Source organism: Streptococcus sp. M143 (assembly GCF_000162495.1).
Classification (GTDB): domain Bacteria; phylum Bacillota; class Bacilli; order Lactobacillales; family Streptococcaceae; genus Streptococcus; species Streptococcus dentisani.
In genome coordinates, this window is the sequence record NZ_GG730093.1 from 372,681 (window position 1) to 399,523 (window position 26,843).

At 42.2% G+C, this 26,843-nt stretch carries 28 protein-coding genes; 25 read left to right on the forward strand and 3 right to left on the reverse strand.

The annotated features are described in order from the left end of the window. Window positions 1–62 precede the first annotated feature (62 nt). The 8 genes from HMPREF0850_RS06020 to dnaJ all read left to right on the forward strand — a co-directional run bounded on the left by HMPREF0850_RS06020 (window position 63) and on the right by dnaJ (window position 7,276). Window positions 63–383, forward strand: coding sequence for a PadR family transcriptional regulator (locus HMPREF0850_RS06020; protein ID WP_000423975.1), 321 nt, complete (start codon window positions 63–65; stop codon window positions 381–383). Beyond that, the gene (locus HMPREF0850_RS06025; RefSeq protein WP_000412262.1) at window positions 383–958 is read left to right on the forward strand and encodes a DUF2812 domain-containing protein; all 576 of its coding nucleotides are present in this window, start codon (window positions 383–385) and stop codon (window positions 956–958) included. The genes HMPREF0850_RS06020 and HMPREF0850_RS06025 overlap by 1 nt, the downstream gene beginning before the upstream one ends. Window positions 959–992: 34 nt before the next feature. Continuing rightward, window positions 993–1,505, forward strand: coding sequence for a DUF2812 domain-containing protein (locus HMPREF0850_RS06030; RefSeq protein ID WP_009013878.1), 513 nt, complete (start codon window positions 993–995; stop codon window positions 1,503–1,505). Between the two features lie 160 nt (window positions 1,506–1,665). Next, window positions 1,666–2,700, forward strand: a complete 1,035-nt coding sequence (gene hrcA, locus HMPREF0850_RS06035) for a heat-inducible transcriptional repressor HrcA (RefSeq protein WP_000255763.1) — start codon at window positions 1,666–1,668, stop codon at window positions 2,698–2,700. A 38-nt stretch (window positions 2,701–2,738) separates the two neighbouring features. Then, window positions 2,739–3,254 (forward strand): nucleotide exchange factor GrpE, encoded by a 516-nt coding sequence (gene grpE / locus HMPREF0850_RS06040; RefSeq protein WP_001288016.1) that lies wholly within the window; start codon window positions 2,739–2,741, stop codon window positions 3,252–3,254. 244 nt (window positions 3,255–3,498) lie between these two features. Then, window positions 3,499–5,322 (forward strand): molecular chaperone DnaK, encoded by a 1,824-nt coding sequence (dnaK, locus tag HMPREF0850_RS06045; RefSeq protein ID WP_000034667.1) that lies wholly within the window; start codon window positions 3,499–3,501, stop codon window positions 5,320–5,322. A 99-nt stretch (window positions 5,323–5,421) separates the two neighbouring features. After that, the gene (locus HMPREF0850_RS12950) at window positions 5,422–5,829 is read left to right on the forward strand and encodes a hypothetical protein (RefSeq protein WP_001219229.1); all 408 of its coding nucleotides are present in this window, start codon (window positions 5,422–5,424) and stop codon (window positions 5,827–5,829) included. A 310-nt stretch (window positions 5,830–6,139) separates the two neighbouring features. Next, window positions 6,140–7,276 carry a molecular chaperone DnaJ gene (gene dnaJ, locus HMPREF0850_RS06055; protein ID WP_001066312.1) on the forward strand — a complete coding sequence of 379 codons (1,137 nt, stop codon included), beginning with the start codon at window positions 6,140–6,142 and terminating at the stop codon, window positions 7,274–7,276. 78 nt (window positions 7,277–7,354) lie between these two features. Here the strand turns inward: dnaJ and HMPREF0850_RS06060 are convergent, their stop codons facing one another. The 3 genes from HMPREF0850_RS06060 to HMPREF0850_RS06070 form a co-directional block, all read right to left on the reverse strand. Beyond that, window positions 7,355–8,008 (reverse strand): hypothetical protein, encoded by a 654-nt coding sequence (locus HMPREF0850_RS06060; RefSeq protein ID WP_000808739.1) that lies wholly within the window; start codon window positions 8,006–8,008, stop codon window positions 7,355–7,357. A gap of 69 nt (window positions 8,009–8,077) precedes the next feature. Beyond that, entirely contained in the window at window positions 8,078–8,356 is a 279-nt protein-coding gene (locus HMPREF0850_RS06065; RefSeq protein WP_000777765.1) for a hypothetical protein, read from the reverse strand. Window positions 8,357–8,365: 9 nt separating this feature from the next. Then, window positions 8,366–8,776 carry an HIT family protein gene (locus tag HMPREF0850_RS06070; protein WP_001278309.1) on the reverse strand — a complete coding sequence of 137 codons (411 nt, stop codon included), beginning with the start codon at window positions 8,774–8,776 and terminating at the stop codon, window positions 8,366–8,368. A 67-nt stretch (window positions 8,777–8,843) separates the two neighbouring features. Between HMPREF0850_RS06070 and HMPREF0850_RS06075 the strand changes: the two genes are divergently transcribed. The 17 genes from HMPREF0850_RS06075 (at window position 8,844) to HMPREF0850_RS06155 (ending at window position 26,790) form a co-directional block, all read left to right on the forward strand. After that, window positions 8,844–9,572, forward strand: a complete 729-nt coding sequence (locus HMPREF0850_RS06075; protein WP_000889932.1) for an ABC transporter ATP-binding protein — start codon at window positions 8,844–8,846, stop codon at window positions 9,570–9,572. Continuing rightward, a complete protein-coding gene (locus HMPREF0850_RS06080; protein WP_000653789.1) occupies window positions 9,569–10,618 on the forward strand; it encodes an ABC transporter permease in 1,050 nt (349 codons plus the stop codon). Before HMPREF0850_RS06075 ends, HMPREF0850_RS06080 begins: the two co-directional genes overlap by 4 nt. A gap of 47 nt (window positions 10,619–10,665) precedes the next feature. Further along, window positions 10,666–11,460, forward strand: a complete 795-nt coding sequence (gene ccrZ / locus HMPREF0850_RS06085; protein WP_000363017.1) for a cell cycle regulator CcrZ — start codon at window positions 10,666–10,668, stop codon at window positions 11,458–11,460. Then, a complete protein-coding gene (gene trmB / locus HMPREF0850_RS06090; protein ID WP_001266108.1) occupies window positions 11,457–12,092 on the forward strand; it encodes a tRNA (guanosine(46)-N7)-methyltransferase TrmB in 636 nt (211 codons plus the stop codon). Before ccrZ ends, trmB begins: the two co-directional genes overlap by 4 nt. Before the next feature lie 126 nt (window positions 12,093–12,218). Then, window positions 12,219–12,698, forward strand: coding sequence for a ribosome maturation factor RimP (rimP, locus tag HMPREF0850_RS06095; protein ID WP_000338695.1), 480 nt, complete (start codon window positions 12,219–12,221; stop codon window positions 12,696–12,698). A gap of 42 nt (window positions 12,699–12,740) precedes the next feature. Beyond that, complete coding sequence (gene nusA / locus HMPREF0850_RS06100; RefSeq protein ID WP_000032278.1) at window positions 12,741–13,877, forward strand: transcription termination factor NusA; 1,137 nt, start codon at window positions 12,741–12,743, stop codon at window positions 13,875–13,877. A gap of 21 nt (window positions 13,878–13,898) precedes the next feature. Further along, entirely contained in the window at window positions 13,899–14,192 is a 294-nt protein-coding gene (gene rnpM, locus HMPREF0850_RS06105) for an RNase P modulator RnpM (protein ID WP_000857568.1), read from the forward strand. Continuing rightward, window positions 14,185–14,484 carry a YlxQ-related RNA-binding protein gene (locus HMPREF0850_RS06110; RefSeq protein ID WP_001041396.1) on the forward strand — a complete coding sequence of 100 codons (300 nt, stop codon included), beginning with the start codon at window positions 14,185–14,187 and terminating at the stop codon, window positions 14,482–14,484. The genes rnpM and HMPREF0850_RS06110 overlap by 8 nt, the downstream gene beginning before the upstream one ends. A 16-nt stretch (window positions 14,485–14,500) precedes the next feature. Next, a complete protein-coding gene (gene infB, locus HMPREF0850_RS06115) occupies window positions 14,501–17,287 on the forward strand; it encodes a translation initiation factor IF-2 (protein ID WP_000039176.1) in 2,787 nt (928 codons plus the stop codon). Between the two features lie 166 nt (window positions 17,288–17,453). After that, complete coding sequence (gene rbfA / locus HMPREF0850_RS06120; RefSeq protein WP_001273601.1) at window positions 17,454–17,804, forward strand: 30S ribosome-binding factor RbfA; 351 nt, start codon at window positions 17,454–17,456, stop codon at window positions 17,802–17,804. A gap of 96 nt (window positions 17,805–17,900) precedes the next feature. Beyond that, window positions 17,901–18,134, forward strand: coding sequence for a DUF1858 domain-containing protein (locus HMPREF0850_RS06125; protein WP_000368739.1), 234 nt, complete (start codon window positions 17,901–17,903; stop codon window positions 18,132–18,134). Continuing rightward, complete coding sequence (locus HMPREF0850_RS06130) at window positions 18,134–19,468, forward strand: DUF438 domain-containing protein (RefSeq protein ID WP_000752876.1); 1,335 nt, start codon at window positions 18,134–18,136, stop codon at window positions 19,466–19,468. Before HMPREF0850_RS06125 ends, HMPREF0850_RS06130 begins: the two co-directional genes overlap by 1 nt. A 9-nt stretch (window positions 19,469–19,477) precedes the next feature. After that, complete coding sequence (locus tag HMPREF0850_RS06135) at window positions 19,478–19,732, forward strand: DUF1912 family protein (protein ID WP_000119707.1); 255 nt, start codon at window positions 19,478–19,480, stop codon at window positions 19,730–19,732. A 97-nt stretch (window positions 19,733–19,829) separates the two neighbouring features. Next, window positions 19,830–20,225: a helix-hairpin-helix domain-containing protein gene (locus HMPREF0850_RS06140; RefSeq protein ID WP_000038697.1), complete on the forward strand. Its 396-nt coding sequence runs from the start codon at window positions 19,830–19,832 to the stop codon at window positions 20,223–20,225. A 276-nt stretch (window positions 20,226–20,501) separates the two neighbouring features. Further along, window positions 20,502–21,062, forward strand: a complete 561-nt coding sequence (locus tag HMPREF0850_RS06145) for a GNAT family N-acetyltransferase (RefSeq protein WP_000196180.1) — start codon at window positions 20,502–20,504, stop codon at window positions 21,060–21,062. Between the two features lie 45 nt (window positions 21,063–21,107). After that, window positions 21,108–24,125, forward strand: coding sequence for a DEAD/DEAH box helicase (locus tag HMPREF0850_RS06150; protein WP_001257863.1), 3,018 nt, complete (start codon window positions 21,108–21,110; stop codon window positions 24,123–24,125). A 13-nt stretch (window positions 24,126–24,138) separates the two neighbouring features. After that, on the forward strand, window positions 24,139–26,790 hold the full coding sequence (locus HMPREF0850_RS06155; protein ID WP_000043322.1) for a valine--tRNA ligase: 2,652 nt from the start codon (window positions 24,139–24,141) through the stop codon (window positions 26,788–26,790). Window positions 26,791–26,843 lie beyond the last annotated feature (53 nt).

The window sequence follows — 26,843 nt, forward strand, 5'->3', positions numbered from 1 at the left end:
AGATGTGATATATTTTATATAACGAAGTACGATATATCGAACTGAATTGGAGGTGGTTGTAAATGGAATTAACAGATAAGATTCGGCGAGTTTATCTTCCGATGACGGAAACGGGTTTTTATATCTTGTTCTGTCTGCAAAAGGAGAACCATGGCTATGGTATTACCCAAAAGGTTAAAGAAATGACAGATTCACAGGTTTCCATTAGTCCTGGGACCATGTATGGAACCTTGTCAAAGATGGAAAAGGCTGGTTTGATTTCCTTTGTTCGTGAAGAAGAAAAACGTAAAATCTATCGGATAACAGACTTGGGACGCAAAGTCTTAGATATTGAATTGAAGCGTATTGAACGGCTCTACAGAAACAGTCGGGAGGAAGGTTGATGGAAAAGAAAATTGTTTATCGACTTGTTACAATTGCGGATTATGAGAGGGAGGCAGTTTTTCTAGGGGAAATGCATTCTAAGGGTTGGAAACTTAGAAAAGTGAGCTATTCTATCTTATTGGCCACAGTTAAGTATATCTTTGAAAAGTGCCAACCTGAGCAAGTATCTTATCAGTTGGATTTTTATCCCATGAAAAAATCAGAGAGAGCCTCCTATTTACAACTATTTAAAGACTGTGGCTGGGAGCATATTACAGACTTTAATGGTTTTTCTTACTTTAGCAAGCCTTATTCTCAAATTGAATCAGATACCGAGTTTGAAATTTATAACGATGCTACTAGCAAGTTAGATATGCTTTATCGAATTTTAAGACTGCGACTAGTACCTGCTTTACTTTTGCTGGCCATACATATACCATTCTTACTTAAATTGCTCAATAGAAGTAATGCGTACGGTCTATGGAGCTTTCTTGCGGTCGGGCTAGATATTTTCTTGTCTTTAATCCTTTTGTTAATAGTTGCCTATATTGGCTGGAAGTTATGGCATAAAAAGAAGGAATTATCAGATTTATGATAGGGTAGGTATGCTCAAAATTAGAGGGGAAGTCATGATAAATAAAAAGCAATTTCGGATTTTCACCGTTGTTGATTTGGACAAGGAAGAAGATTATTTACATGAGATGCACTTGAAAGGCTGGAGATATAGAACTAGTCGTTTGGGCTTTTTCTATTTTGAGAAATGTCAACCGGACGATGTCATCTACTGTATCTATGATTCTAGATTTCTTAAAAAGTATAAGCATGAACTGCAAGATTTTAGGAATAGAGATTGGGAATTGATAGAAACAGGTTTTTGTTCAATTCTTCGTAAATCATCTTCAGATATACTTCCAGAGGATCAAGTCTATATGACTAATGGTCTTGGATGGGAAGTTATGCGGTCCAGACTTCATTCTTGTACAGCTGCTTTCTCGGGTGGTCTTGTTGTTTGTATGAGTTTATTTAGAGAAGATCTTTCTATGTCTTTCTTTATTATTTTTCTTTTATATGCTTGCTTAATTTCTTATCTAATTTATGGTTTTTTCAGACTTAAAAGGAAATACCAAATTGATGAAAAGTAAGTTTCTAGGTCTTCAGACTGATTTTTAGCACTCTTTATAAAAGAGTGCTAATTTTTTGAGTTTTTGTCTTGACATTCTCTTCTAAGGGTGTATAATAGAATCATGAGTTAGCACTTGGGTACATAGAGTGCTAATCGATCGGACAGAGAGGAGTGATGGGATGGTTACAGAGCGTCAGCAGGATATTTTAAATCTGATCATTGACATCTTTACCAAAACGCACGAACCTGTCGGATCCAAAGCCTTGCAAGAGTCTATTAACTCTAGCAGTGCAACCATTCGTAATGATATGGCAGCTTTAGAAAAGCAAGGTTTGCTTGAAAAAGCTCATACTTCCAGTGGTCGGATGCCAAGTGTTGCTGGTTTTCAGTACTATGTGAAACACTCACTGGATTTTGACCGACTGGCTGAAAATGAGGTCTATGAGATTGTCAAAGCCTTTGATCAGGAATTCTTCAAACTGGAGGATATTCTACAAGAGGCTGCTAATGTCTTGACAGACTTGAGTGGCTGTACGGTAGTAGCACTGGATGTTGAGCCGAGCAGGCAACGGTTGACAGCCTTTGATATCGTTGTTTTGGGACAACATACTGCTCTTGCAGTTTTTACACTTGACGAGTCCCGAACGGTTACCAGTCAGTTTTTGATTCCAAGGAATTTCTTGCAGGAGGATTTGCTGAAGCTTAAGGCAATCATTCAGGAACGTTTCCTCGGTCACACCGTTCTAGATATTCACTATAAGATTCGGACGGAGATTCCGCAGATTATCCAGCGTTACTTTACAACGACGGACAATGTCATGGATCTCTTTGAACACATTTTTAAAGAAATGTTCAACGAAAATATTGTGGTGGCGGGCAAGGTCAATCTCTTGAATTTTGCCAATCTGGCAGCCTATCAGTTCTTTGACCAACCACAGAAAGTGGCTCTAGAGATTCGTGAGGGTCTGCATGAAGATCAGATGCAAAGCGTCCGTGTTGCAGATAGTCAAGAGTCTTGTCTGGCAGACCTAGCAGTGATTAGCAGTAAATTCCTCATCCCTTATCGAGGATTTGGAATTCTTGCCATTATCGGTCCAGTTAATCTGGATTACCAGCAATTGGTTAATCAACTCAATGTGGTCAATCGAGTCTTAACTATGAAACTCACAGATTTCTATCGCTATTTGAGTAGTAATCATTATGAGGTGAGTTGAACATGAAATTACATAAATTCCTAAAAAGGAGGCGAAAAATGTCTGAGGAAATAAAAAACGAAGAAGTAAAAGAAGAGGAAGTTGTGGAAACAGTTGAAGAAACAACTCCTGAAAAGTCAGAGTTAGACTTGGCAAATGAACGTGCGGACGAGTTTGAAAATAAATATCTTCGTGCTCATGCAGAAATGCAAAATATCCAACGTCGTGCCAATGAAGAGCGTCAAAACTTGCAACGCTATCGTAGTCAAGATTTGGCAAAAGCAATCTTACCATCGCTCGACAACCTAGAACGTGCACTTGCAGTTGAAGGATTGACAGACGATGTCAAAAAAGGATTGGAGATGGTGCAAGAGAGCTTGATTCACGCTTTGAAAGAAGAAGGGATCGAAGAAATCGCAGCTGATGGTGAATTTGATCATAACTATCATATGGCCATCCAAACTCTCCCAGCAGACGATGAACACCCAGCAGACACCATCGCCCAAGTCTTCCAAAAAGGCTATAAACTCCATGATCGCATCTTACGCCCAGCAATGGTGGTGGTGTACAATTAAATTGAAACCTTGTCCGAAACGACAATAAACTATGAAAGAAAGATAAAAAAGTAGTTCAGCTTTGCAATAGTGAGCGAAGCGAACCAAAGGCGATACTCTTCGCCGTGGCGCTATTTGCGCAAACTTTGAGACCTTAGGCTCAAAGTTTAGTCAAAGAGATTGACGAAGTCAAGCTCTGACGGCGCCGCCGCCTAAGAAGAGTATCAAAAAGAAAATAGAATATAAAATTTAAGGAGAAAAACATATGTCTAAAATTATCGGTATTGACTTAGGTACAACAAACTCAGCAGTTGCAGTTCTTGAAGGAACTGAAAGCAAAATCATCGCAAATCCAGAAGGAAACCGCACAACTCCATCTGTAGTTTCATTCAAAAACGGTGAAATCATCGTTGGTGATGCCGCAAAACGTCAAGCAGTTACAAATCCAGATACAGTTATCTCTATCAAATCTAAGATGGGAACTTCTGAAAAAGTTTCTGCAAACGGAAAAGAATACACTCCACAAGAAATCTCAGCTATGATTCTTCAATACTTGAAAGGTTACGCTGAAGATTACCTTGGTGAAAAAGTAACTAAAGCAGTTATCACAGTTCCAGCTTACTTCAACGATGCTCAACGTCAAGCAACTAAAGACGCTGGTAAAATCGCTGGTCTTGAAGTAGAACGTATCGTTAACGAGCCAACTGCAGCAGCACTTGCTTACGGTTTGGACAAGACTGACAAAGAAGAAAAAATCTTGGTATTCGACCTTGGTGGTGGTACATTTGACGTCTCTATTCTTGAATTGGGTGACGGTGTCTTCGATGTATTGTCAACTGCAGGGGACAATAAACTCGGTGGTGACGACTTTGACCAAAAAATCATCGACCACTTGGTAGCAGAATTCAAGAAAGAAAACGGTATTGACTTGTCAACTGACAAGATGGCAATGCAACGTTTGAAAGATGCGGCTGAAAAAGCGAAGAAAGACCTTTCAGGTGTAACTTCAACTCAAATTAGCTTGCCATTTATCACTGCTGGTGAAGCTGGACCTCTTCACTTGGAAATGACTTTGACTCGTGCGAAATTTGACGATTTGACTCGTGACCTTGTAGAACGTACAAAAGTTCCAGTTCGTCAAGCCCTTTCAGATGCAGGTTTGAGCTTGTCAGAAATCGATGAAGTCATCCTTGTTGGTGGTTCAACTCGTATCCCAGCCGTTGTAGAAGCTGTTAAGGCTGAAACTGGTAAAGAACCAAACAAATCAGTAAACCCTGACGAAGTTGTTGCCATGGGTGCTGCCATCCAAGGTGGTGTCATCACTGGTGATGTCAAAGACGTTGTTCTTCTTGACGTAACACCATTGTCACTCGGTATCGAAACAATGGGTGGTGTCTTCACAAAACTCATCGACCGTAACACAACTATTCCAACATCTAAATCACAAGTCTTCTCAACTGCAGCAGATAACCAACCAGCCGTTGATATCCATGTTCTTCAAGGGGAACGCCCAATGGCAGCAGATAACAAGACTCTTGGACGCTTCCAATTGACTGATATTCCAGCTGCACCTCGTGGAATTCCTCAAATCGAAGTCACCTTTGATATCGACAAGAATGGTATCGTATCTGTTAAAGCCAAAGACCTTGGAACTCAAAAAGAACAAACAATTGTGATCCAATCGAACTCAGGTTTGACAGACGAAGAAATCGACCGCATGATGAAAGATGCAGAAGCTAACGCTGAAGCCGATAAGAAACGTAAAGAAGAAGTAGATCTTCGTAACGAAGTAGACCAAGCAATCTTCGCGACTGAAAAAACAATCAAGGAAACTGAAGGTAAAGGCTTCGATGCAGAACGTGATGCTGCCCAAGCTGCACTTGATGACCTTAAGAAAGCTCAAGAAGACAACAACTTGGACGAAATGAAAGCAAAACTCGAAGCATTGAACGAAAAAGCTCAAGGACTTGCTGTTAAACTCTACGAACAAGCCGCCGCAGCCCAACAAGCTCAAGCAGGAGCAGAAGGCGCACAAGCAACAGGAAATGCAGGCGATGACGTCGTAGACGGAGAGTTTACGGAGAAATAAAATGGTCCAGTGGATTGTTTTAGATTGTGATAATAGCAACTCGAAGTAAGTGGTGTCTAGTGGCTCATTTTAGCCATCACTTAAAAGAAGGAGGAACATATGCGAATTGGTGAAATGATTGATCAACTTGAGAATCAAGAATTAAAGATTGATATTTTTGCATATAAAAAGGCAGCAGCAGTTTCAGTGTTTTATTTAGATCATAAAAAAAGAGGAAATAAATTTATTGAGATCTATGGCAAGAAAGATAAATCTATAGATTTTCTTTATGAAAATAAGGAAGTAGCAAAACAAGATTGTTATAAAAAATATGATGTTTCCATAGTGAAGTTTCATAAAGAAACAGTTTCGCCCGCTTCTCTCCTAGGAGTTATTGAAGAAACGAGTGATAAGGGGCCTATCACAAAACAAATAAAACTTGAGAACTGTAGCGACGAAGATTCTATTGAGGTTGCTGTTTCTAGTTACAATGTAGTCAAAGAGCTTTGTCAAATTAGAAAAAAATGATGTTCTAATTTCCATTTTTAAATGGTTAATTACTCAAGCTGAGAAGACAGAGGTTGCAACCCAGCCTCTGTTTTTCGGTAAAAAGGGACTGGCCTGATTTGTTTGTGGCTTGTCTCATTAATATAAAAGAAAGGAATTGAACCTGACCTAGATTGAGGTTTCGTTCCGCAATATTAACAGAAAGGAATAAGGGTGTTCGTAATTGAACCCGAGCGGAAAGCTTGGAAATTAGATAAACCTCCTAAGAAATCAGGATTTCTTGTCGGTTTCCTAAATTTCAGTCGCTTTCTGTTCGCTCTTGGTATCTTGTATGAACAATACTGAATTTTATGATCGTCTGGGGGTGTCAAAAAACGCTTCGGCAGACGAGATCAAAAAGGCTTATCGCAAGCTTTCGAAAAAATATCACCCAGATATCAACAAGGAGCCTGGTGCTGAGGAAAAGTACAAGGAAGTTCAAGAAGCCTATGAGACTTTGAGTGACGACCAAAAACGTGCAGCCTATGACCAATATGGTGCTGCAGGTGCCAACGGTGGCTTTGGTGGTGCCGGTGGTTTTGGTGGCTTTGATGGAGCAGGTGGCTTCGGTGGTTTTGAGGATATCTTCTCAAGTTTCTTTGGCGGAGGCGGAGCTTCACGCAATCCAAACGCTCCTCGTCAAGGGGATGACCTCCAGTACCGTGTGAACTTGACCTTTGAAGAAGCTATCTTTGGAACGGAAAAAGAGGTTAAATACAATCGTGAAGCCAGCTGTCGTACATGTAACGGATCTGGTGCTAAGCCAGGGACAAGTCCAGTCACTTGTGGACGCTGTCATGGTGCTGGTGTTATTAACGTCGATACGCAGACTCCTCTTGGTATGATGCGTCGCCAAGTAACCTGTGATGTCTGTCATGGTCGTGGAAAAGAAATCAAAGATCCATGTACAACTTGTCACGGAACAGGTCATGAAAAACAAGCTCATAGCGTACATGTGAAGATTCCTGCTGGTGTGGAAACAGGCCAACAAATCCGCCTAGCGGGTCAAGGTGAAGCAGGCTTTAACGGTGGACCTTATGGTGACTTGTACGTGGTGGTTTCTGTAGAAGCAAGCGATAAGTTTGAACGTGAAGGAACAACTATTTTCTATAAGTTGAATCTCAATATTGTCCAAGCAGCCCTCGGAGATACTGTGGAAATTCCGACCGTGCATGGCGATGTTGAATTGGTCATCCCAGAGGGAACTCAGACTGGCAAGAAATTCCGCCTACGTGGCAAGGGAGCACCAAGCCTTCGTGGTGGTGCCGTTGGGGATCAATACGTTACAGTTAATGTCGTGACTCCGACAGGTTTGAACGACCGGCAAAAAGCTGCGCTTAAAGAATTTGCAGCTGCAGGTGACTTGAAAGTCAATCCAAAGAAAAAAGGCTTCTTTGACCACATAAAAGATGCCTTTGAAGGAGAATAAAGTAAAAAGAGCCGACTGGCTCTTTTTTGTGTTATCTTTGAAAATTTAGCATCGAAAAATCATTTTCCAGTTAGCCTACTATTTATACTTCTGAGTGAGCAGGCCAGCTGCATCCATCTCCCGGATGAGTTGCTTGATTTCCGCTTCTTTGCCAGGCTTAACGGTGACGGTATCAATGTGTTTGATTGCCGAATTATCCTGAATATCCACCAAAGTCAAAGCTTTTTCATAGAATGCAATTCCCTTTTTTAGACTTTCCTGATCATTCCAAAAGAGAATTGAGTAATTGGGATTAAATTTCTTTCCGATTTCTTGGAGGTACTTCTCGCTTTCTTTCTCTAAAAACTGCAATAAACCATGATTGAACAAGTTATCCCCTACTTTATAGTATGAAATCTCTCCTGTCTGTAGGACATAGACTTCGAGTCGGTTTTTGGTGAGTTTTGGACTTTCTTTTAGGACGGTGTGACTATTGACAACCTCATCTGAGAAAGTAACATAAAAATTTAAGCCTCCACCCTCGAATTGATAGTGTCCATTTGATTCTACTTTCTTAGGAGGCATGTCAAGGGAGATAAAGATTTGTTTTAAGGCTTCATTCCCCTCGTGGATGTCACTCGGTGAAGCCTTGAAAAGATTGGCCACTAGTAGAAATGCTAGGACCGCAAGAAGGCAGAGACAGCCACAAGGGATCGCGATGACCTTCGCTAGAACTTTTAAAAACTGTTTCATTTTCATTCCCTCCCTTTTCTGTTCGAATTTAGTAACCCAAAATGGATTTAAGGAAAGTTGGAGGTTTTCTTATCCTTGTTTTTCTTCTTGGAGGACCGCCATTCCAGTTTGGAAATCTTTTTCCAAGACTTTGAATTTATAGGTTAAATCTTTTTGGTATTCCTTGATAAGTGCTTTTTGTTGGTTGATGATTTGTAGGCTGTTTTGGATGATATCCAAATCATCCTTGATAGCTTCGACGCGATCAGTTGTATCTAGCACTTCATCCTGAATGGCTTGGCGATTTTTTACGACAAAATAACTTCCGGCTGCAGCTCCTACGAAGAGTAGTAGATTTGATAGTTTCATGGCAACTCCTTAAGCATTTCTAATGGTTTCAGCGACTTGGGCAAGTTTGTCAAAGTCTGGTTCGTGGGCGATAAAGTCAATCTTGAGGTCATCTTCTGCACCATAGCGAGGTACGAGGTGCACGTGAGTATGAAAGACTGTTTGACCAGCGATTTCCTCGCAGTTAGCAATGATATTCATGCCAGTGGCCTTAGTAGCCTTCATAACTTTTTGAGCTACCAGTGGCACTTGGGCAAAGAGTTGGCTGGCGCTAGTAGCGTCCATCTCCAAAAGATTGCGATAATGTTCTTTTGGTACAATGAGGGTGTGGCCAGGCGTTACTTGAGAAATATCAAGGAAAGCAAGAACCTGCTCATCTTCGTATACTTTTGAAGCAGGGATCTCCCCTGCGATGATCTTACAAAAAATGCAATCTGACATAAAATCCACCTCTACTGTATTGAATTTTGATATAATATAGCTACATTATACCAGATTCGGAGAAAATATGTTAGAAATTAAAAACCTGACAGGTGGCTATGTTCACGTCCCTGTCTTGAAAGATGTGTCCTTTACAGTTGAAAGTGGGCAGTTGGTCGGTTTGATTGGTCTCAACGGTGCTGGGAAATCAACGACTATCAATGAGATTATCGGTCTGTTGACACCTTACAGTGGGGAAATCAAGATTAATGGTCTCACCCTGGAAGATGCAACCAACTACCGCAAACAGGTTGGCTATATCCCAGAAACGCCTAGTCTGTATGAGGAATTGACCCTCAGAGAGCATATCGAGACGGTTGCCATGGCCTATGGTATTGAGCAAAAAGTGGCTTTTGAGCGAGTAGAATCTTTGTTAAAAATGTTTCGTTTGGATCAAAAATTAGACTGGTTCCCAGTGCATTTTTCCAAAGGGATGAAGCAGAAGGTCATGATTATCTGTGCCTTTGTCGTGGATCCGAGCCTCTTTATCGTAGATGAGCCTTTTCTTGGCCTCGATCCACTCGCTATTTCTGACTTGATTCAGCTTTTGGAAGTGGAAAAGCAAAAAGGCAAGTCTATCCTCATGAGTACCCATGTTCTGGACTCGGCGGAGAAGATGTGTGACGCCTTTGTCATTCTCCACAAGGGAGAGGTGCGTGCCAAGGGGAATCTGGCGCAACTACGCGAAGCCTTTGACATGCCTGAAGCAAGTTTGAATGACATTTACTTGGCTCTGACCAAAGAGGAGGAGCTATGAAAGACTTGTTTTTAAAGCGAAAGCAGGCTTTTCGTAAGGAGTGTGTCGGTTATCTGCGTTATGTTCTAAATGACCACTTTGTCTTGTTTCTGCTAGTTCTCATCGGTTTTCTAGCTTACCAGTACAGTCAACTCTTACAACATTTTCCTGAAAATCATTGGCCTATCCTCTTGTTTTTGGGGATTGTCTCTGCCTTGCTTTTAGCTTGGGGAGGAATCGCGACCTACATGGAAGGACCTGACAAGCTCTTTCTCTTAGTCAGTGAAGAGGAGGTTAAGTCTCACCTCAAAGGTCAGACAGTGCGCTCACTAGTCTGTTGGCTCTTTGTCCAAACCCTTTTCTTGCTTTTATTTGCGCCCTTATTTTTAGCCATGGGCTATGGTTTTCCAGTCTTTCTCATCTATGTGCTTTTACTGGGAGCAGCGAAGTACTTAGTCTTTCGTCAAAAAGCCCGTAAATTTTTTACAGAGAATGGGCTTGACTGGGACTATGTGATCGCCCAAGAAAGCAAGCGCAAGCAAGTCTTGCTTCGTTTCTTTGCTCTCTTTACTCAGGTCAAGGGCGTTTCAAATAGTATCAAACGTCGCGCTTATCTGGATTTCATCCTTAAAGCAGTTCAGAAAGTGCCTGGCAAGATCTGGCAAAACCTCTATCTCCGTTCTTACCTGCGAAATGGCGACCTCTTTGCGCTCAGTCTCCGCCTCCTCTTCCTATCCTTGTTAGCTGTGATTTTCATCGAGCAAGCTTGGATAGCGACAGCGGTGGTAGTGCTATTTAACTACCTCTTGCTCTTTCAGTTGCTGGCCCTCTATCATGCTTTTGACTATCAGTATTTGACCCAGCTCTTTCCACTAGAAAAAGGGGAGAAAGAGAAGGGATTGAAACAGATTGTGCTCGGTGTGGGAAGTGCAGTTCTTTTGTTGGAATTGCTGGTCGGAGCAGTGGTTTTTCAAGAAAAAATAGCCTTGTTGACTCTTGTAGGGGCTAGTCTCTTCCTACAATTGTTTTATTTACCTTACCAACTGAAAAGACTGGTTGACGAATAGACCAAAAACTAGTAGAATAGTAAGGAAACTTTATACGGAGGAAAGAAATGGACTTGGGTGATAATGAGCTAACGCTGACCCCTATACCTGGGAAGAGTGGCAAGGCTTATATGGGAAGCTACCCTGATGGGAAGCGTGTCTTTGTAAAAATGAACACCTCTCCAATCCTACCTGGCCTAGCCAGAGAACAAATCGCTCCTCAATTACTATGGACTCGTCGTTTGCCAGATGGTCGTGATATGTGTGCCCAGGAATGGTTGACGGGTAAAATCTTGACACCGCACGATATGAATCGCAAGCAGATCATCAATATCTTGACGCGTCTTCACCGCTCACGTCCCTTGATGAAGCAGTTGAGCCGTTTGGGATATACCATGGAGACGCCAGTAGACTTGTTGCAGTCTTGGAGGCAAGAAGCACCTGAAGTCTTGAAACGACATCAGTACTTAAACTCGGTGATTGATGATTTGCGCAGGACGGTTCCAGGCTTTAGGGAAGATCATGCAACGATTGTGCATGGTGATCTTCGCCATAGTAATTGGATTGAGACAGAGAGTGGGCTTGTTTATCTAGTGGATTGGGATTCGGTTCGTCTGACGGATCGTATGTTTGATGTGGCGCATATGTTGTGTCATTATATTCCAGATCATCAGTGGCGTCAATGGTTGAGAGACTACGGCTATAAGTACAATCAGACAGTGTTAGATAAATTGTATTGGTATGGTCAGTATTCTTACTTGAACCAGATTGCCAAATACTTTGTAAATCAAGATTTAGATAATGTAAACCGGGAGATTTATGCCTTGCGTGTCTTCCGTGACAAGTATGGAAAGAAGAGATGAGAGTTAGAAATCGTAAAGGGGCGACAGAATTACTAGAGGCCAATCCTCAGTATGTGGTCCTCAATCCCTCGGAAGCTAAAGGGAAATGGCGGGACTTGTTTGGAAATGATCATCCTATTCATGTTGAAGTTGGAAGTGGGAAAGGGGCCTTCGTATCAGGAATGGCCAAGCAAAATCCTGACATCAACTACATTGGAATTGATATCCAAAAGTCGGTATTGAGTTATGCCTTGGACAAGGTGCTTGAAGTTGGAGTGCCCAATATCAAATTGCTGTGGGTAGATGGTTCAGATCTGACTGACTATTTCGAAGACGGTGAAATTGATCGTCTCTACCTAAACTTTTCAGATCCCTGGCCTAAAAAACGCCATGAAAAACGTCGTTTGACTTACAAGAGTTTCTTGGATACCTTCAAGCGCATCTTGCCTGAGAATGGGGAAATCCATTTCAAGACAGATAATCGTGGCTTGTTTGAGTACAGTCTAGTGAGCTTTTCTCAGTATGGCATGAAACTCAATGGGGTTTGGCTGGACTTGCATGCCAGTGATTTTGAAGGCAATGTCATGACGGAATATGAGCAAAAATTCTCCAGCAAGGGTCAAGTGATCTACCGAGTTGAGGCAGAATTTTAAGAAATAGCTTGAAAACCAGCCGTTTGAGTGCTTATGCTTTACATAAATTGACAAACGTGCTATACTGATAGTAAGAATATGAGAAAGAGAGGCGGGGAAATATCTTCGCCTCTTGCTTATGAGGAGGTGGACGCAATAGCAACAATCGTAGAATTAGTCAGAGAAGTTGTAGAACCAGTCATCCAAGCACCTTTCGAACTCGTGGATATCGAGTATGGAAAGATTGGCAGTGACATGATTCTCAGTATTTTTGTAGATAAACCCGAAGGAATTACCTTGAACGACACGGCAGACCTGACAGAAATCATCAGTCCTGTCCTAGATACCATCAAGCCCGATCCCTTCCCAGAACAATATTTCCTAGAAATCACCAGTCCAGGCTTGGAACGTCCTTTGAAAACCAAGGATGCTGTCGCTGGAGCTGTTGGGAAATACATCCATGTCGGGCTCTACCAAGCCATCGATAAGCAAAAGGTCTTTGAAGGAACCTTGGTATCCTTTGAAGAGGACGAGTTGACCATGGAGTATATGGACAAGACACGTAAGAAAACCGTTCAAATTCCATACAGTTTAGTATCAAAAGCACGTTTAGCAGTAAAACTATAGAAAAGAAAGGATAGCTTTTGAGGATTCAAAAGTAAAAAGAACATGAGTAAAGAAATGCTAGAGGCCTTCCGCATTTTGGAAGAAGACAAGGGAATCAAAAAAGAAGACATCATCGACGCAGTTGTAGAGTCGCTTCGTTCCGCTTATCGCAGACGCTATGGTCAATCTGACAGCGTAGCTATTGACTTCAACGAAAAAACAGGTGACTTTACAGTTTATACTGTCCGTGAAGTTGTTGATGAAGTATTTGATAGCCGTTTGGAGATCAGCTTGAAAGATGCCCTTGCCATTAATTCTGCCTATGAGCTTGGTGACAAAATCAAGTTTGAAGAAGCACCAGCTGAGTTTGGTCGTGTAGCAGCCCAATCTGCTAAACAAACCATCATGGAAAAAATGCGCAAGCAAACACGTGCCATCACTTACAATACTTACAAAGAACATGAACAAGAAATCATGTCTGGTACAGTAGAACGTTTTGACAACCGCTTTATTTACGTCAACCTTGGCAGCATCGAAGCCCAATTGTCAAAACAAGACCAAATTCCTGGAGAAGTTTTTGCTTCTCACGACCGTATCGAAGTTTATGTTTACAAGGTTGAAGACAATCCTCGTGGTGTGAACGTCTTTGTTAGCCGTAGCCATCCAGAGATGATTAAGCGTTTGATGGAGCAAGAAATTCCAGAAGTCTACGATGGAACTGTTGAAATCATGAGCGTAGCTCGTGAAGCAGGTGACCGTACCAAGGTTGCTGTTCGTAGCCACAATCCAAACGTGGACGCTATCGGTACAATCGTTGGACGTGGTGGTGCTAACATCAAGAAGATCACCAGCAAATTCCACCCAGCTCGCTACGATGCCAAGAGCGACCGCATGATTCCTGTCGAAGAAAACATCGACGTTATTGAGTGGGTAGCGGATCCAGCTGAGTTTATCTACAATGCCATCGCACCTGCAGAGGTTGACCAAGTTATCTTTGATGAAAATGATAGCAAACGTGCCTTGGTCGTTGTACCTGATAACAAGCTTTCTCTTGCTATCGGTCGTCGTGGACAAAACGTTCGCTTGGCAGCTCACTTGACGGGCTACCGTATCGATATCAAGTCTGCAAGTGAGTTTGAAGCTATGGAAGAAGCAGGTCAAGTGGATTACGCAGCTGCGGACGAATTGACGGAAGAATAAAAGCTGCTAGAGGAGGGAAAGATGAAAACAAGAAAAATCCCTTTGCGCAAGTCTGTTGTATCCAACGAAGTGATTGATAAACGTGATTTGCTCCGCATTGTCAAGAACAAAGAAGGACAGGTCTTTATCGATCCGACAGGCAAGGCCAATGGTCGTGGCGCTTATATCAAGCTAGACAATACAGAAGCCCTAGAGGCAAAAAAGAAGAAAGTCTTTAACCGCAGCTTTAACATGGAAGTGGAAGAAAGCTTTTATGATGAGTTGATCGCTTATGTGGATCACAAAGTAAAAAGAAGAGAGTTAGGACTTGAATAAGCAAAAGATAAGCAATCTCTTGGGACTTGCTCAACGAGCAGGACGGATCATATCAGGGGAGGAATTGGTGGTCAAGGCCATCCAAGACCAGAAAGCCAAACTAGTCTTTCTAGCCCATGATGCTGGTCCCAATCTGACCAAGAAGATTCAAGATAAAAGTGACTATTATCAAGTAGAAGTTATAACCGTGTTTTCAACACTGGAATTAAGCATAGCAGTTGGAAAATCGAGAAAGGTTTTGGCTGTGACAGATGCTGGATTTACAAAGAAAATGAGGTCTCTTATGGAATAGAAGAGGAGGACATGATTTGTCTAAGAAAAGATTGTACGAAATCGCAAAAGAACTTGGAAAAGAAAGTAAAGAAGTTGTAGCGCGTGCAAAAGAATTGGGCTTGGATGTGAAAAGCCACTCATCGAGCGTGGAAGCTGCTGCTGCTGAGCAAATCGCAGCTAGCTTTAAGCCTGCACCTGCTCCTAAGGCAGAAGCAAAATCTGCAGCACCAAAAGTAAGTGTAGAAAAGAAAGCGGAAAAGCCTGCATCAGCTAAACCAGCTGCCGCTAAGGAAGAAAGTAAACCAGCTACACCTGTAGCTCCTAAGGAAGAAAAAGTAGTGGCCGCAAGACCACAGAGTCGAAACTTCAAGGCGGAGCGTGAGGCGCGTGCCAAAGAGCAGGCAGAGCGACGCAAACAAAACAAGGGCAACAACCGTGACCAACAACAAAACGGTAACCGTCAGAAAAACGACGGCCGTAATGGTGGCAAACCTGGTCAAGGGAACCGCGACAATCGCCGATTTAACGACCAAGGGAAGAAACCTCAAGGTCAAGGGAATCGTGGCAATGATCGCCGTCAGCAACAAGACTTCCAGCCCAAGCAAGCTGGTCCACGTGTTGACTTTAAAGCCCGTGCAGCAGCCCTAAAAGCAGAGCAAAATGCAGAGTACGCACGCTCAAGCGAGGAGCGCTTCAAACAATCGCAAGCTGCCAAAGAAGCCTTGGCTCAAGCTAATAAACGCAAGGAACCTGAGGAAATCTTTGAAGAAGCTGCTAAGCTAGCTGAACAAACGCAGCCAGCGGTAACAGTAGCTCCTGTAGCGAAAGAAGCGCCAGTGGATACACGTCGTAAAAAACAAGCTCGACCAGACAAAGAACGTGATGATTATGATCACGAAGAAGATGGTCCTAGAAAACAACAAAAGAATCGAAGTAGTCAGAATCAAGTGAGAAATCAAAGAAATAGTAACTGGAATAACAACAAGAAAAATAAAAAAGGGAACAAGCAAAACAACCGTAACCAGGCTCCAAAACCTGTTACAGAGCGTAAGTTCCACGAATTGCCAACAGAATTTGAGTATACAGATGGTATGACTGTTGCGGAAATCGCAAAACGTATCAAACGTGAACCAGCAGAAATTGTTAAGAAACTCTTTATGATGGGTGTGATGGCCACACAAAACCAATCCTTGGATGGAGAAACCATCGAACTCCTCATGGTGGATTACGGCATCGAAGCCAAACAAAAGGTTGAAGTGGATAATGCCGACATCGAACGTTTCTTCGTCGAAGATGGCTATCTCAATGAAGATGAATTGGTTGAGCGTCCACCAGTTGTAACCATCATGGGGCACGTTGACCATGGTAAAACCACCCTCTTGGATACCCTTCGTAACTCTCGTGTAGCGACAGGTGAAGCAGGTGGTATCACTCAGCATATCGGTGCCTACCAAATCGTGGAAAATGGCAAGAAGATTACCTTCCTTGATACACCAGGACACGCGGCCTTTACTTCTATGCGTGCGCGTGGTGCGTCTGTTACCGATATTACCATCTTGGTCGTTGCGGCAGATGACGGGGTTATGCCTCAGACTATCGAAGCCATCAACCACTCAAAAGCAGCGAACGTTCCAATTATCGTAGCCATCAACAAGATTGATAAACCAGGTGCCAACCCAGAACGTGTTATCGGTGAATTGGCAGAGCATGGTGTCATGTCAACTGCCTGGGGTGGAGATTCTGAGTTTGTTGAAATCTCAGCTAAATTCAACCAAAACATCGATGAACTCTTGGAAACGGTCCTTCTTGTGGCTGAAATCCAAGAACTCAAGGCAGACCCAACAGTTCGTGCGATCGGTACTGTTATCGAAGCTCGCTTGGATAAAGGAAAAGGTGCGGTCGCAACCCTTCTTGTGCAACAAGGTACCTTGAATGTCCAAGACCCAATCGTTGTCGGAAATACCTTCGGTCGTGTCCGTGCCATGACCAATGACCTTGGTCGTCGTGTCAAGGTCGCAGGCCCATCAACACCAGTTTCTATCACAGGTTTGAACGAAGCGCCAATGGCGGGTGACCACTTTGCCGTTTACGAAGATGAAAAATCTGCGCGTGCAGCAGGTGAAGAGCGTGCGAAACGTGCCCTCATGAAACAACGTCAAGCGACCCAACGTGTCAGCCTTGAAAACCTCTTTGATACGCTTAAAGCTGGTGAACTTAAGTCAGTTAACGTTATCATTAAGGCTGACGTACAAGGTTCGGTTGAAGCCCTTTCTGCCTCACTTCAAAAAATTGACGTAGAAGGTGTGAAGGTTACTATCGTTCACTCAGCAGTCGGTGCCATCAACGAATCTGACGTGACGCTTGCCGAAGCCTCAAATGCCTTTATCGTTGGTTTCAACGTACGCCCTACACCACAAGCCCGTCAACAAGCCGAAGCTGACGATGTAGAAATCCGTCTCCACAGCATTATTTACAAGGTTATCGAAGAGATGGAAGAAGCTATGAAAGGGATGCTTGATCCAGAATTCGAAGAAAAAGTTATCGGTGAAGCAGTTATCCGTGAAACCTTCAAGGTATCTAAAGTGGGAACCATCGGTGGATTTATGGTTATGAGTGGTAAGGTTACCCGTGATTCTAAAGTCCGTGTCATCCGTGACGGTGTTGTTATCTATGACGGCGAACTCGCAAGCTTGAAACACTACAAAGACGATGTCAAAGAAGTTACAAACGGTCGTGAAGGTGGATTGATGATCGATGGCTACAATGATATCAAGATGGATGATGTGATTGAGGCATATGTCATGGAAGAAATCAAACGATAATAGAGAAACGATAGCCGATTTGACTCGTCGTCAACAGCGCCTTGATGAACCCCTAGTTCTATCTAAGGCTTGTTTCCTAGATTCAAATGGCTCTAGTTCCTCTATCTTCTAGAAATAGCTAGGTCTGCTGGCCTAGCTTTTGGTTCAAAGTAGAGAAAGGAATATCATGGCAAATCATTTCCGTACGGATCGTGTGGGCATGGAAATCAAGCGTGAAGTCAATGAGATTTTGCAAAAGAAAGTCCGTGATCCGCGTGTCCAAGGTGTGACCATTACAGATGTTCAGATGCTGGGTGACTTGTCTGTTGCCAAGGTTTACTACACCATTTTGAGTAACCTTGCTTCGGATAACCAAAAAGCTCAAATCGGGCTTGAAAAAGCAACTGGTACCATCAAACGTGAACTTGGTCGCAATTTGAAATTGTACAAAATCCCAGATTTAACCTTCGTCAAAGATGAATCCATTGAATATGGAAATAAGATTGACGAGATGCTACGCAATCTGGATAAAAACTAAGAAAGAGGGGGTGCCCCTCTTTTTTGGTGTATGCTAATCGTCCTTATGGTATAATATAAGCAGTAAAATCATTTTAAAACATACATGGAGGTCGTCATGGATAATATCATCGATGTGTCAATTCCCGTTGCAGAAGTGGTGGACAAGCATCCAGAAGTCTTGGAAATCCTAGTGGAGCTGGGTTTTAAACCACTTGCTAATCCCTTGATGCGCAATACAGTCGGTCGCAAAGTATCGCTCAAACAGGGTTCGAAGCTCGAAGGAACTCCTATGGACAAGATTGTCCGCACGCTAGAAGCGAACGGCTATGAAGTGATTGGATTAGACTAATGGCAGATGAACGGATTCATATCCTACGGGATATTTTGTTAGAATTGCACAACGGCGCCTCTCCTGAGTCAGTTCAGGAGCGTTTTGATGCGACCTTTACGGGTGTTTCAGCCATCGAGATTTCCCTCATGGAACATGAGCTGATGAACTCAGACTCAGGTGTCACCTTTGAAGATGTCATGGAACTCTGTGATGTCCATGCCAATCTTTTTAAAAATGCTGTTAAGGGCGTTGAAGTGGAAGATACCGAGCATCCTGGTCACCCAGTTCGCGTCTTCAAGGATGAAAATCTGGGCCTCCGTGCAGCCTTGATTCGCATTCGGAGATTGTTAGATACCTATGAGTCTATGGAAGACGAGGAAATGCTGGCAGAGATGCGCAAGGGTTTGGTTCGTCAAATGGGGCTGTTGGGGCAATTTGACATCCACTACCAGCGCAAGGAAGAGCTCTTCTTTCCTATCATGGAGCGCTATGGTCACGATTCACCCCCTAAGGTTATGTGGGGAGTGGATGATCAGATCAGAGAACTCTTTCAGACAGCTCTAGCGACAGCCAAGTCACTGCCAGAAGTGCCGATTAGCACTGTAAAGGAAGCTTTTGAAGCTTTTGCGACAGAGTTTGAAAGTATGATTTTCAAGGAAGAGTCCATCCTCCTCATGATTCTTCTTGAGTCCTTCACTCAGGATGACTGGATTCAGATTGCGGAGGAGAGTGATGCTTATGGCTATGCCATCATCCGTCCGTCTGAGAAATGGGTGCCAGAACGACAGAGCTTTGTTGAGGAAAAGAGTGCAGAGGAGCCCGTGCAGCTAGACACAGCAGAAGGCCAAGTTCAGCAAGTTATCGATACGCCTGAAGGCCAGTTTACTATTACCTTTACCCCTAAGGAAAAGGAAGCAGCGCTGGATCGTCATAGTCAACAGGCTTTTGGCAATGGCTATCTCTCCGTCGAGCAGGCCAACCTCATCCTCAATCACCTCCCTATGGAGATTACCTTTGTCAATAAAGACGATATTTTCCAGTATTACAATGACAATGTGCCATCTGATGAGATGATTTTCAAACGGACGCCGTCCCAAGTCGGGCGCAATGTTGAACTCTGCCATCCGCCCAAGTACCTAGAAAAGGTTAAGGCTGTTATGAAAGGTCTTCGTGAAGGGGTCAAGGACAAGTATGAAATGTGGTTCAAGTCTGAGTCGCGAGGCAAGTTTGTCCACATCACCTATGCCGCAGTACACGATGAAAATGGGGAATTCCAAGGCGTGTTGGAGTATGTTCAGGATATCCAGCCCTACCGTGAGATTGACACGGACTATTTCCGTGGATTAGAATAAGGAGAATCAATGAGTTACGAACAGGAATTTATGAAGGAATTTGAAGCCTGGGTCAATACCCAGATCATGATCAACGACATGGCGCACAAGGAAAGTCAAAAGGTCTACGAAGAAGACCAAGACGAGCGTGCCAAAGATGCCATGATTCGCTACGAAAGTCGCTTGGATGCTTATCAGTTCTTGCTTGGAAAGTTTGAAAATTTCAAGGCAGGCAAGGGATTTCATGATTTGCCAGAAGGATTGTTTGGCGAGCGAAATTATTAAAATAGTGATACTTTCTTGATTTTTCGCCGAAATCTTGATAAAATATCTTTATTAAATCCTTGTAAGAGCAGGGATTTTTTATTGAAAGGATTTTATCATGTCAAAGAAACTCCAACGTAAAAAACAATTGCGAAATAGCCTTCGCCGCTCAGGTGCCTTTTCAAATACTGTGACAAAGGTTGTAGAAGAGACCAAGAAAGTCGTGAAACACGCAGAAAAGTCTGCCAGCGAAGCAGGAAAAGTTGTCTCTAAAAAAGTGGAACAAGCAGTAGAAGCAACTAAAGAACAAGCTCAAAAAGTAGCCAATTCAGTAGAAGATTTCGCAGCTACTTTGGGTGGCCTCTCAGTAGATCGTGCGAAGACTTTCTATGATGAAGGCATCAAGTCGGCTGCTGACTTTAAAAACTGGACGGAGAAAGAACTCCTTGCCTTAAAAGGAATTGGCCCAGCTACCATTAAGAAATTAAAAGAGCACGGAATCAGCTTCAAGTAATCTTTCTTGCCCCTTGCATTTCCGAGAAAAACTTGCTACAATAGAGCCATTAGAGGTGTTTTGAATCCCACATTTTACAGAAAGTGGCGGTGCTGAGAAGTCCACAAATGTGTCAAAACTGGTTGCTGATGGATGAAAATGAAATAATATTGTCTTTTTATTATAAAGACGAGAGTTGCGGGCCTTGCCCGAAATTGGGTGGTACCGCGGATAAACACATTCGTCCCTGTCATGTAGATGGCAGGGGCGATTTTTTGTAGAAAGCGAGGTAGAAGGATGACAAGAGCTGAGTTACCAGAACGTTTAGAAACCGAACGGCTAGTTTTACGAGTCCGTACCGTGGTTGATGTTGTGGATATCTTTGACTATGCCAGTAGGCCAGAAGTTTCCTACCCAGCAGGTTTTCCGCCCGTCAAGAGCTTGGAAGATGAGATTTATTATCTGGAGCATATTCTGCCCGAGCGCAATGAAAAGAACAATCTCCCAGCGGGCTATGGAATTGTCGTTAAAGGAACCGATAAGGTCATAGGCTCTGTTGATTTCCCTCGTCGTCACGAGGATGATGTCTTGGAGATTGGCTATATCTTACATCCAGACTATTGGGGTCTAGGCTATGTACCAGAAGCTGCGCGTGCCTTGATTGAGTTAGCTTTTAAAGAACTTGATCTTCACAAGATTGAACTGACTTGTTTTGGCTACAATGTCCAAAGTCAACGAGTCGCAGAGAAGCTTGGCTTTACCCTCGAAGCTCGCATCCGGGACAGAAAGGATGTTCAAGGAAACCGCTGTGACAGTTTGATATATGGCTTGCTGAGGAGTGAGTGGGAGAGTTTTTAATGAGTAAGATATATTCTTGTTTTTATATGCTTTAAGGGAGACATGATGAGAAGTAGTCATAATCAAATATTAGATGCCTGGATTACAGTAGAACAATTATCAGAAGGGAATATTGAAAAAAGTGATTCTAAGTATAAGATTTTTCAAGGTAATGATTATCAATCAATATTAAAAGATTTTTTTAAACGTCAAAAATTAAAATCCAGTTCAGGGATTGCTGTTTATTGTGGAATTTTCCCTTTTCGAAAAATTATTGAAGTGTTAAGAGGCAAATACAATTTAAAAGCGACGGAGGAAGAATTGGGAAGAGCTTCTTATAAATTTACTTTTGCTCTATACTTTGATAAAGATTTGAAGTTCTTGGCTGATAAGTTTTTTTTAACCATGAGTGGGCAAATTTTCAAAAATAGGGAATTGCCTAAAGATTTTTTAATAGCAGAAAATGAGCTTCGAGAACAGTTAGGTCAGGCGTTTCTTGATGGAGAGTTCAATGAAGTTTTTAGTAAACTTCTCAAAAAGTATGAGATTTCACCAAGTGATTGCAGATATTATTTTGTTAAGAATTTCGATGACGAAATAAATTTACATTCATTTTTTCTAAAGGATTTGAAATATGCAAAATCAATTTATAATGAAAATCTCAATCGTTATTTATCAGGATCCGATTCTGTAAGGGTCAATCTGGACGGCAATAAAGAATCATCCTATTTTAATCCCAAAGATTTAGAAACTATACTTGAACCGAAAAATTATCCATTAGGAAGATTTCCTAGTAACCCTAAATATGCTCTTTCCATGATGCAACAAGTAGCTGTAAATTTAGCTTCGAATGCGGATGAAGATGTGAGAAGTGTCAATGGTCCTCCGGGAACTGGTAAAACGACACTTTTAAAAGATATTTTTGCAGATCTGGTAACGGAACAGGCGAGAATTATTAGTGAATTATCGGCTCCTAAGCTTAAAGGGAATCTAGTTTGTCATGACAAATCTGATCTTATTGCAAAATTACCAAAAGAAATTGCAGAAAAGGGAATCGTAGTTGCAAGTTCTAATAATGGTGCTGTTAAAAATATTGTTAATGAATTACCCCAAAGAAAAGAAATTTATCAGAAATTAAATTGGTTAGATGAATTAAAGAAAATTGATTATTTTGCTGAAATCAGTAATGATTTATTGTTAGAAGATGAAGATGTTTCTAACGACAAAAAATATTGGGGATTGTTTTCGATAGAAGGTGGAAAAAAACAGAATAGAGACCGTCTGCAAAATGTTTTAAAAGCAATACGACAAGAGTTGAATTCGGCTAAATTTCAATCGAATCCATCAGTATACGAAGAGTTTAAAATTCAATATCAGAAGCTATTTGATAAAAGAGAAAAGATGCAAGATATAGCAGATAAGATTCGATTGCATGTAAAATTGAAAAATGCTTACCAGCAGGTTGAGATAGAGTTTCATCAGGATGATGCCCAAAGACGTTCAGAACTATCTAAAATACGGGATAAACATATTCAATTAGAAAATAGTAAAAAGGAAATAGAATCTGAGCTGTTTGAGCATGAGCGTCTTATTTCTATGTTAAATGTTAACAAACAGATAGCAGCACAAGATGTTGAGTTGATAAAATTACAAGCTCCACGTTTCTTATGGTTAAAAAGACTTTTCACACCATCGAAATTAGATACTTATTTTACGAGATTGAATCAAGCGAATGAAAGTCTAAAAGCAGAACTGAAGAAAGTACATGATGAAAGTCAATATTGCCACGGTTTGCAAAAAGAGATAAAAATGCATGAACTTGAATTAAATCAATTGAGTCAAAGGCAACAGAGGTATAATGAATGGAAATCTAAACAAGAAGATAAATTAATTCGTCATCAGGAAAAAATTTTGAAATTACAATCGGAACTTGCTACATACCCTGTTAAAAAGTTGAATTTTTCTGTTCCATATGAAGAACTACAAGTATCAAATTTTTGGTTTGATGATGACTATCGAGAAGAGCAGAGTCGTTTGTTTATTAAAGCACTGGCAGTTAGGAAGCAATTTATATATGACAATAAAAAGCATTTTGAAAAAGCATTATGGATTTGGGAGAAGCCTCAAAACTATTCAATGAGAGATAATGCTAGTGATTTATATAAAGCTGCGTGGGATTGGGTCAATTTCACTGTTCCAGTTATTAGTACAACTTTTGCAAGCTTTAATTCCATGTTTCGGTGTTTGCCTGAAAATAGTATCGGTAATGTATTTATTGATGAAGCTGGTCAGGCATTACCTCAAGCAAGTGTGGGGGCTATTTTTAGAAGTAAACGTATTATGGCTGTTGGAGATCCTTCTCAAATACAACCAGTACAGACTATGGATAAAAATATTTTAGGATTTTTAGCACAGCACCACAAGATAGCTTTTAAATATCTTGTATCATCAACGCAAGAATTGATGGATTCTGCTAGTAGATATGGTTTTAAAAAACAAGATGGGACATGGATAGGACTTCCTCTCTGGGTTCATCGTCGTTCTAGTGATCCGATGTTCAGTATTTCCAATAAAATTTCTTATGATAATTTAATGGTTCAAGGAAAGGAAGAAGCTCGAGGTCTGGGAGAATGGTTTGACGTTGGTGGAGGTGCTAAGGATAAATTTGTTCCTGAGCAAGCTGATTATTTGAAAGAAGTGTTGCAGAAAAGACATGAGGAATTTGATGATATTTATGTTATTACTCCTTTTAAAAATGTATCGGTTCAACTAGCAAAAGAACTAGATAAAATTGGTTTCACAAAGCGGGAAAATGGAAAACCTATAAATGTAGGGACGGTACATACTTTCCAAGGAAAAGAAAATAAGATTGTATATTTTGTGCTTGGAGCAGATAATATGAGTGAGGGGGCTGCTCGCTGGGCTGTCTCTGAACCCAATATTTTAAACGTTGCAACGACTAGAGCTAAAGAAGAGTTTTATATTATTGGGAATAAATCTCTTTACAAAGCCATACAGAGCCCTATTATAAGAGATACTATTGATATTTTAGATGCTTATCAAAGTAGCTTAGAAATTAACTAGAAAGGACAAACACATGTCTAAACAACTTTCACCTAAATACAATCCAGCCGAGGTTGAGGCTGATCGTTACCAAAAATGGCTTGATGCTGATGTTTTCAAGCCTTCAGGCGATCAAAAGGCTAAGCCTTATTCAATCGTAATTCCACCACCAAACGTAACTGGGAAACTCCACCTTGGTCACGCTTGGGACACTACTCTTCAGGATATCATCATCCGTCAAAAACGAATGCAAGGTTTTGACACCCTTTGGCTTCCGGGTATGGACCACGCGGGGATTGCCACTCAGGCTAAGGTTGAGGAGCGCTTGCGCGGTGAGGGCATTTCCCGTTACGACCTTGGTCGTGAAAAATTCCTCGAGAAAGTCTGGGAATGGAAAGACGAATATGCCACTACCATCAAGGAACAATGGGGCAAGATGGGGCTCTCTGTAGACTACTCTCGTGAGCGTTTCACTCTTGACGAAGGTTTGTCTAAAGCCGTTCGCAAGGTCTTTGTGGACCTCTACAAGAAAGGCTGGATCTACCGTGGTGAGTTTATCATCAACTGGGACCCAGCAGCTCGCACAGCCCTTTCTGATATCGAGGTGATTCATAAGGATGTTGAAGGTGCCTTCTATCACATGAACTACATGCTGGAAGACGGCTCACGCGCCCTTGAAGTGGCGACCACTCGTCCTGAGACCATGTTTGGGGACGTTGCGGTTGCGGTTAATCCAGAAGACCCACGCTACAAGGACTTGATTGGTAAAAACGTTATCCTTCCAATTGCTAATAAATTGATCCCAATCGTTGGGGACGAACACGCCGACCCTGAATTTGGTACTGGTGTCGTGAAAATCACACCTGCCCATGATCCAAACGACTTCTTGGTTGGTCAACGCCATAACTTGCCACAAGTCAACGTCATGAACGATGACGGAACTATGAACGAGCTTGCCTTCGAATTTGCAGGCATGGACCGCTTTGAAGCTCGTAAGGCAGTCGTTGCTAAGTTGGAAGAAATCGGTGCCCTCGTTAAAATCGAAAAACGTGTCCATAGTGTTGGTCATTCAGAGCGTACAGGTGTCGTAGTGGAGCCACGCTTGTCTACGCAATGGTTCGTGAAGATGGACCAATTGGCCAAGAATGCCATTGCCAACCAAGACACAGAAGACAAGGTAGAATTTTACCCACCTCGTTTCAACGATACCTTCCTTCAATGGATGGAAAATGTCCACGACTGGGTAATCTCTCGTCAGCTCTGGTGGGGTCACCAAATCCCTGCTTGGTACAATGCTGAGGGTGAAATGTACGTCGGTGAAGAAGCTCCAGAAGGTAACGGATGGACTCAGGACGAAGACGTCTTGGATACTTGGTTCAGTTCTGCCCTTTGGCCATTCTCAACCATGGGCTGGCCTGATGTTGACTCAGAAGACTTCAAGCGCTACTTCCCAACGTCAACCTTGGTAACAGGTTACGACATCATCTTCTTCTGGGTGTCTCGCATGATCTTCCAATCCTTGGAATTCACTGGACGTCAGCCATTCCAAAACGTTCTTATCCACGGTCTCATTCGAGATGAGCAAGGACGCAAGATGTCGAAATCTCTCGGAAACGGGATTGACCCAATGGATGTCATCGAGAAATATGGTGCCGATGCCCTTCGATGGTTCCTTTCAAACGGTTCTGCCCCTGGTCAAGACGTGCGCTTTTCTTACGAGAAAATGGATGCTTCATGGAACTTCATTAACAAGATCTGGAACATCTCTCGCTACATCCTCATGAACAATGAAGGTTTGACTCTTGAGCAAGCAACGGCTAATGTCGAAAAAGTTTCCAACAAGGAAGCTGGAAATGTCACAGACCGCTGGATTCTCCACAACCTCAATGAAACAATCGGAAAAGTCACTGAAAACTTTGATAAGTTTGAGTTTGGTGTAGCTGGCCACATCCTCTACAACTTCATCTGGGACGAGTTTGCGGACTGGTATGTTGAGTTGACCAAGGAAGTCCTTTATAGCGATAACGAAGAAGAGAAAGTGATCACACGTTCTGTTCTCCTTTATACTTTGGACAAGATCCTTCGTCTTCTCCACCCAATCATGCCATTCGTGACAGAGGAAATCTTTGGACAAATCTCAGAAGGCTCTATCGTTACAGCGGAATACCCAACTGTCAACCCAGCCTTTGAAGACCTTGCGGCTCACACAGGTGTCGAAAGTCTTAAAGACTTGATCCGTGCTGTTCGTAATGCGCGTGCTGAAGTAAACGTAGCACCAAGCAAGCCTATCACCATCCTTGTTAAGACCAGCGATAGCGACTTGGAAGCCTTCTTTAACAGCAATGTCAATTACATCAAACGCTTTACAAATCCAGAACACTTGGAAATCGCATCAACCATCCCTGCACCTGAACTCGCAATGTCAAGCGTCATCACAGGAGCAGAAATCTACTTGCCACTGACAGACCTTCTCAATGTCGAAGAAGAATTGGCTCGTCTCGACAAGGAACTGGCTAAATGGCAAAAAGAACTGGATATGGTCGGCAAGAAGCTCTCTAACGAACGCTTCGTAGCCAATGCCAAACCAGAAGTCGTCCAAAAAGAACGCGACAAACAAGCCGACTACCAAGCCAAGTACGACGCGACCGTCGCACGTATTGATGAGATGAAGAAGTTGGTGAAATAAGGTTTTAATAATTATGAAAACGTTAGCAAATGCTAACGTTTTTTGCTATAATG

Bases quoted from the DNA above. Each gene is read 5' to 3' on its own strand.
- HMPREF0850_RS06075 (WP_000889932.1), top strand. From the start codon at position 8,844: ATGTTAGAAATTAAAAACCTGACAGGTGGCTATGTTCACGTCCCTGTC.
- HMPREF0850_RS06140 (WP_000038697.1), top strand. From the start codon at position 19,830: ATGTCAAAGAAACTCCAACGTAAAAAACAATTGCGAAATAGCCTTCGC.
- ccrZ (WP_000363017.1), top strand. From the start codon at position 10,666: ATGGACTTGGGTGATAATGAGCTAACGCTGACCCCTATACCTGGGAAG.
- HMPREF0850_RS06025 (WP_000412262.1), top strand. From the start codon at position 383: ATGGAAAAGAAAATTGTTTATCGACTTGTTACAATTGCGGATTATGAG.
- hrcA (WP_000255763.1), top strand. From the start codon at position 1,666: ATGGTTACAGAGCGTCAGCAGGATATTTTAAATCTGATCATTGACATC.
- HMPREF0850_RS06135 (WP_000119707.1), top strand. From the start codon at position 19,478: ATGAGTTACGAACAGGAATTTATGAAGGAATTTGAAGCCTGGGTCAAT.
- rnpM (WP_000857568.1), top strand. From the start codon at position 13,899: ATGAAAACAAGAAAAATCCCTTTGCGCAAGTCTGTTGTATCCAACGAA.
- HMPREF0850_RS06070 (WP_001278309.1), bottom strand. From the start codon at position 8,776: ATGTCAGATTGCATTTTTTGTAAGATCATCGCAGGGGAGATCCCTGCT.
- HMPREF0850_RS06145 (WP_000196180.1), top strand. From the start codon at position 20,502: ATGACAAGAGCTGAGTTACCAGAACGTTTAGAAACCGAACGGCTAGTT.
- grpE (WP_001288016.1), top strand. From the start codon at position 2,739: ATGTCTGAGGAAATAAAAAACGAAGAAGTAAAAGAAGAGGAAGTTGTG.
- HMPREF0850_RS12950 (WP_001219229.1), top strand. From the start codon at position 5,422: ATGCGAATTGGTGAAATGATTGATCAACTTGAGAATCAAGAATTAAAG.
- HMPREF0850_RS06125 (WP_000368739.1), top strand. From the start codon at position 17,901: ATGGATAATATCATCGATGTGTCAATTCCCGTTGCAGAAGTGGTGGAC.
- HMPREF0850_RS06020 (WP_000423975.1), top strand. From the start codon at position 63: ATGGAATTAACAGATAAGATTCGGCGAGTTTATCTTCCGATGACGGAA.
- HMPREF0850_RS06130 (WP_000752876.1), top strand. From the start codon at position 18,134: ATGGCAGATGAACGGATTCATATCCTACGGGATATTTTGTTAGAATTG.
- trmB (WP_001266108.1), top strand. From the start codon at position 11,457: ATGAGAGTTAGAAATCGTAAAGGGGCGACAGAATTACTAGAGGCCAAT.
- dnaK (WP_000034667.1), top strand. From the start codon at position 3,499: ATGTCTAAAATTATCGGTATTGACTTAGGTACAACAAACTCAGCAGTT.
- HMPREF0850_RS06150 (WP_001257863.1), top strand. From the start codon at position 21,108: ATGAGAAGTAGTCATAATCAAATATTAGATGCCTGGATTACAGTAGAA.
- dnaJ (WP_001066312.1), top strand. From the start codon at position 6,140: ATGAACAATACTGAATTTTATGATCGTCTGGGGGTGTCAAAAAACGCT.
- rbfA (WP_001273601.1), top strand. From the start codon at position 17,454: ATGGCAAATCATTTCCGTACGGATCGTGTGGGCATGGAAATCAAGCGT.
- HMPREF0850_RS06060 (WP_000808739.1), bottom strand. From the start codon at position 8,008: ATGAAACAGTTTTTAAAAGTTCTAGCGAAGGTCATCGCGATCCCTTGT.
- HMPREF0850_RS06080 (WP_000653789.1), top strand. From the start codon at position 9,569: ATGAAAGACTTGTTTTTAAAGCGAAAGCAGGCTTTTCGTAAGGAGTGT.
- nusA (WP_000032278.1), top strand. From the start codon at position 12,741: ATGAGTAAAGAAATGCTAGAGGCCTTCCGCATTTTGGAAGAAGACAAG.
- HMPREF0850_RS06065 (WP_000777765.1), bottom strand. From the start codon at position 8,356: ATGAAACTATCAAATCTACTACTCTTCGTAGGAGCTGCAGCCGGAAGT.
- HMPREF0850_RS06030 (WP_009013878.1), top strand. From the start codon at position 993: ATGATAAATAAAAAGCAATTTCGGATTTTCACCGTTGTTGATTTGGAC.
- HMPREF0850_RS06155 (WP_000043322.1), top strand. From the start codon at position 24,139: ATGTCTAAACAACTTTCACCTAAATACAATCCAGCCGAGGTTGAGGCT.